Genomic DNA, 3954 nt, shown 5'->3' on the forward strand with positions numbered 1-3954 from the left:
TCTCCAGCAGGCCGTGCCAGTGGGTGCCCAGCACGCGTTCGGTCTCGGCACCTTCGTCGGCGACCAACGGTTGTTCGGTGCTGCGCACGACCTGGCCGTGGTGGATCTCGTAGCCGGTGACGGGTTCGTCCCACGCGACGGCGCTGGGCGTGGCGAGGGTTTTGTCAGGCTGGAAGCGGATGTCGACGTCGAGCAGGCCGAGCCCATCAGTCACGCCGTTGCGCGACTCGACCTCGTCCTCGATGCGCTTCGACAGCATCTGGAACCCACCGCAGATGCCCAGGATCGGGCCGTCGAACCGCTGGATCGCCTCAGCCAGGCCGGTTTCCCGCAGCCACGCGAGGTCGCTCACGGTCGCCTTGGAACCGGGCAGCACCACCAGATCCGCGTCCGCCAGCCGAGAAGGCTCGGTCACGAACCGCACGGAAACCCCTGGCTCACAAGCCAACGCCTCGGCATCGGTGGCGTTGGAGATGCGCGGCAACCGGATCACGGCGACCCGCAACCAGTCGCGCACCGGCGGCTGCGGACGGCCGATCACGCCATCAGCGTTGTAGGACAACGAGTCCTCGGCATCGAGCCAGAGTTCCTCCCGCCACGGCAGCACGCCGAGCACCGGTCGTCCGGTCAGCGCTCGCAACTGGCGCAGACCCGGTTCGAGCAGACGGGCATCCCCGCGGAACTTGTTGATGACAAAGCCGGAAACGAGCGCCTGATCAGCCGCGTCCAGCACCGCCACCGTGCCGAAGAGGTGCGCGAACACACCGCCGCGGTCGATATCGCCGATCACCAGCACGGGCAGCTGAGCCCGTGTCGCCAGGCCCATGTTCGCGATGTCGTTGGCACGCAGGTTGATTTCGGCCGGCGACCCCGCGCCCTCGCAGATGACGACCTCGTGGCCGGCACGCAACCCGTCCAAAGTGGACAAAACCGTGTCGAGCAGCTGCTGCTTGCGTTCACGGTAGCTCAACGCGGAGACCTCGCCGACCGCCTTGCCGAGCACCACGACCTGTGACGTGCGGTCACTCCCCGGCTTCAGCAGCACGGGGTTGAACCGCACGCTCGGCTCCTTGAACGCCGCCCGCGCCTGCAACGCCTGCGCCCGCCCGATCTCCCCGCCGTCGAGTGTGACGAACGAGTTGTTGGACATGTTCTGCGCCTTGAACGGCACGACGTCGACGCCCTGGCGTGCCAGAAAGCGGCACAACCCGGCGACCAGAACGCTCTTGCCCGCGTCCGAGGTCGTCCCACAGATCAACATCGCGCCCCGCATGGACGCCAATGCTGCCATCATCACCCACATGGTCACCGTCGTGCTCATGCACAGCCCGTTCCTCGGCCCGTCGAGCATGCGTCCGCTCGCCGACGAACTGGCCTCCGACGGGGTGGCCGTGCTGCTGGTCGACCTGCAGATGACCGTCAACGAGGCCCCTGTCCACCAGCGGCTGATCGGCGCCTTCGCTGACGCCCTGGAGGACTCCGGCGTCGGCGGGCCGCTCGTCCTGGTGGGCCACAGCGGCGCCGGACCGTTGCTGCCGTGCTTCGCGGACGCGCTGGAACTGGACGTTGCGGGCCTGGTGTTCCTCGACTCCGACCTGCCGACGCCGGGCAGGTCGTGGCGCGAAACCGTCGATCCCGCGCTGGTGCGCCAGGTCAAGGCGTCCGTGCGGGACGGCAGGCTGCCGCGCTGGGACCGGTGGTTCGACGAGGACCCGTTGCGGCTGGTGCCCGCGGAACTGCGCGAGGAGATGCGCGACGAGGCACCCGAGGTGCCGTGGGAGTTCCTGAAGGAGCAGCGCCCGGTCGTCGAGTGGTCCGGGGCGTGCGGGTACGTGCTGCTGTCCGCGGTCTACGACGACCAGGCGGACAAGGCCGAGGCGCTGGGGTGGCCCGTCGAGCGCGTCGAGTCGCACCACTTGGCGGCCGCGACGTCGCCCTCGGCGGTCGCGGCCGCGCTCAAGACAGTGATCAGCAGACTGTGAGGATCTCCGCGCCCGTCTCGGTGACGACCAGCGTGTGCTCGAACTGAGCGGTCCAGCTCTTGTCCTTCGTGGTGACGGTCCAGTTGTCGTCCCACATGTCGTGCTCGAAGTCGCCGAGCGTGATCATCGGCTCGATCGTGAACGTCATGCCCGGTTCGAGCACGGTCTTCACGGACGGCTCGTCGTAGTGCAGGACCACGAGCCCGCTGTGGAACGAGCGGCCGATGCCGTGGCCGGTGAAGTCGCGGACCACGCCGTAGCCGAAGCGCTTGGCGTACGCCTCGATCACGCGGCCGATGACGTTGATCTCACGGCCGGGCTTGACGGCCTTGATCGCGCGCATGGTCGCCTCGTGCGTGCGCTCGACGAGCAGCCGGTTCTCCTCGGAGACGTTGCCCGCGAGGAAGGTCGCGTTCGTGTCGCCGTGCACGCCGCCGATGAACGCCGTCACGTCGATGTTCACGATGTCGCCGTCCTCGACGACCGTGGAGTCCGGGATGCCGTGGCAGATGACCTCGTTCAGCGAGGTGCAGCACGACTTCGGGAAGCCGCGGTAGCCCAGCGTCGACGGGTACGCGCCGTTGTCGCACAGGAACTCGTGCGCCACCGCGTCGATCTCGTCCGTCGTCACACCGGGAACGACGACCTTGCCGGCCTCCTGCAGCGCCTGGGCGGCGAGACGGCCGGCGATCCGCATGGCCTCGATGATCTCCGGCGTCTGCACCCACGGGTCGGTGCCGCGCTGCGGCGCGGGCTTGTCCACGTACTCGGGACGCACGATGCGCGAAGGCACCTGACGCCGCGGAGACTGGACACCGGGTTGCAACGGAGCACGAACAGCCATGCCCTCCAGCCTACTTGGCGACGACCGAACCGCCTTGGACCTGGTCCTTGCCGCGCATCCACGGCAGCTCCGCGGTCGAGTCCTGCTCGAGCGCCTCACGGGGCGCCGGAAGCAGGACGCCCGCGCGAAGCAGGCGCTCCCGCAAAGTCAGGGGCTTGGGTTGAGTCATCACGGCACCGCCTTGAGGAACCTCGCCGCCACCTCCACGGCTGGAGTTGAAGTTTCTCCGCTCAGGACCAGCGTCGCGAACGCGAGATCGCCTCGATAGCCCATGAACCACCCGTGTGAGTGCACGCCGTCACCGAACTGCGCCGTACCAGTCTTCCCGCGAACATCTCCATATGGCTTGAGTTGCGGTGCAGTGCCGTAGTCGACGACCTCGCGCATCATCTGCCGCACGGGGTCGAGCGCGGCCGCGGGCGGTGCGGTGGGCTGTTTGTCTGCTTTGGTCTCCTTGCCGCGCACCAGCTGCGGCACCGGCATGGAGCCCTTCGCGATGGACGCGCTGACGAGGGCCATGCCGAACGGCGACGCGAGCACCTTGCCCTGGCCGAACGCGTCCTCCGCCCGTTCCACGACGTCGGTGGCGGGCGGCACGGACCCGGTGATGGTCGTGAGGCCGGGGATGTCGAAGTCGACGCCCAGACCGAGCGACAGGGCGGCGTTCGGCAGCAGGTCCGGCGGCATGTCGACGGCCAGCTGCGCGAACGTCGTGTTGCAGGAGAACGCGAAGGCGCTGCGCAGCGGGATCGTGCCCTTGTCGAACTCGTTGGAGTTCGGCACGATCCGGCGCCCGTCGATCGTCGTCTTGCCGGGGCACGGCAGCGGCGTCTCGGCGTTGACCTTGCCGGACTCGATCGCGGCGAGCGCGGTCACGGCCTTCTGCGTGGAGCCGGGAGGGAAGCGGCCGGTGAGCGAGATGGCGCCCTGGGCGTCGGCCGGGTCGTTCTGCGCGACGGCCAGGATGTCGCCCGTGGACGGCTGGATGGCCACCAGCACGGTCGGCTGCTGCACGGGCTCGACGGCGTCCTCGGCGGCGGCCTGGATCGCGCGGGAGAGCGCGATGTTCACGGCCTTGGCGGGCTCGGGCGCCTTCGAGAACAGCTCCTCGACCTCGGTGCCCTGCCC

General features: G+C 68.9%; 5 protein-coding genes. 1 reads left to right on the top strand and 4 read right to left on the bottom strand.

Annotation, left to right across the window (positions count from 1 at the left end):
• On the bottom strand, positions 1 to 1273 hold a 1273-nt coding region (locus tag UK23_RS06705), incomplete at its 3' end, for a cobyric acid synthase (RefSeq protein WP_045310506.1).
• Positions 1274 to 1301: 28 nt separating this feature from the next.
• On the opposite strand from UK23_RS06705, the gene UK23_RS06710 reads away from it, so the two are divergent.
• Entirely contained in the window at positions 1302 to 1982 is a 681-nt protein-coding gene (locus UK23_RS06710; protein ID WP_045310509.1) for an alpha/beta fold hydrolase, read from the top strand.
• On the opposite strand, the gene map is transcribed toward UK23_RS06710, so the two are convergent.
• From map to UK23_RS06720, 3 genes are all read right to left on the bottom strand, one after another.
• Positions 1969 to 2826: a type I methionyl aminopeptidase gene (gene map / locus UK23_RS06715; protein WP_045310507.1), complete on the bottom strand. Its 858-nt coding sequence runs from the start codon at positions 2824 to 2826 to the stop codon at positions 1969 to 1971. The genes UK23_RS06710 and map overlap by 14 nt on opposite strands.
• Positions 2827 to 2836: 10 nt before the next feature.
• Positions 2837 to 2995, bottom strand: a complete 159-nt coding sequence (locus tag UK23_RS51310) for a hypothetical protein (RefSeq protein WP_156212884.1) — start codon at positions 2993 to 2995, stop codon at positions 2837 to 2839.
• Positions 2995 to 3954 (bottom strand): penicillin-binding transpeptidase domain-containing protein (locus UK23_RS06720; protein ID WP_045310508.1); only part of this gene is annotated, 960 nt, incomplete at its 5' end. The genes UK23_RS51310 and UK23_RS06720, both read right to left, overlap by 1 nt.

The organism is Lentzea aerocolonigenes (assembly GCF_000955955.1).
Classification (GTDB): domain Bacteria; phylum Actinomycetota; class Actinomycetes; order Mycobacteriales; family Pseudonocardiaceae; genus Lentzea; species Lentzea aerocolonigenes_A.

What these genes read in the sequence shown, in the direction of transcription:
- UK23_RS06710 (WP_045310509.1), top strand. Translation starts at nt 1,302, where the DNA reads ATGGTCACCGTCGTGCTCATGCACAGCCCGTTCCTCGGCCCGTCGAGC.
- map (WP_045310507.1), bottom strand. Translation starts at nt 2,826, where the DNA reads ATGGCTGTTCGTGCTCCGTTGCAACCCGGTGTCCAGTCTCCGCGGCGT.
- UK23_RS51310 (WP_156212884.1), bottom strand. Translation starts at nt 2,995, where the DNA reads ATGACTCAACCCAAGCCCCTGACTTTGCGGGAGCGCCTGCTTCGCGCG.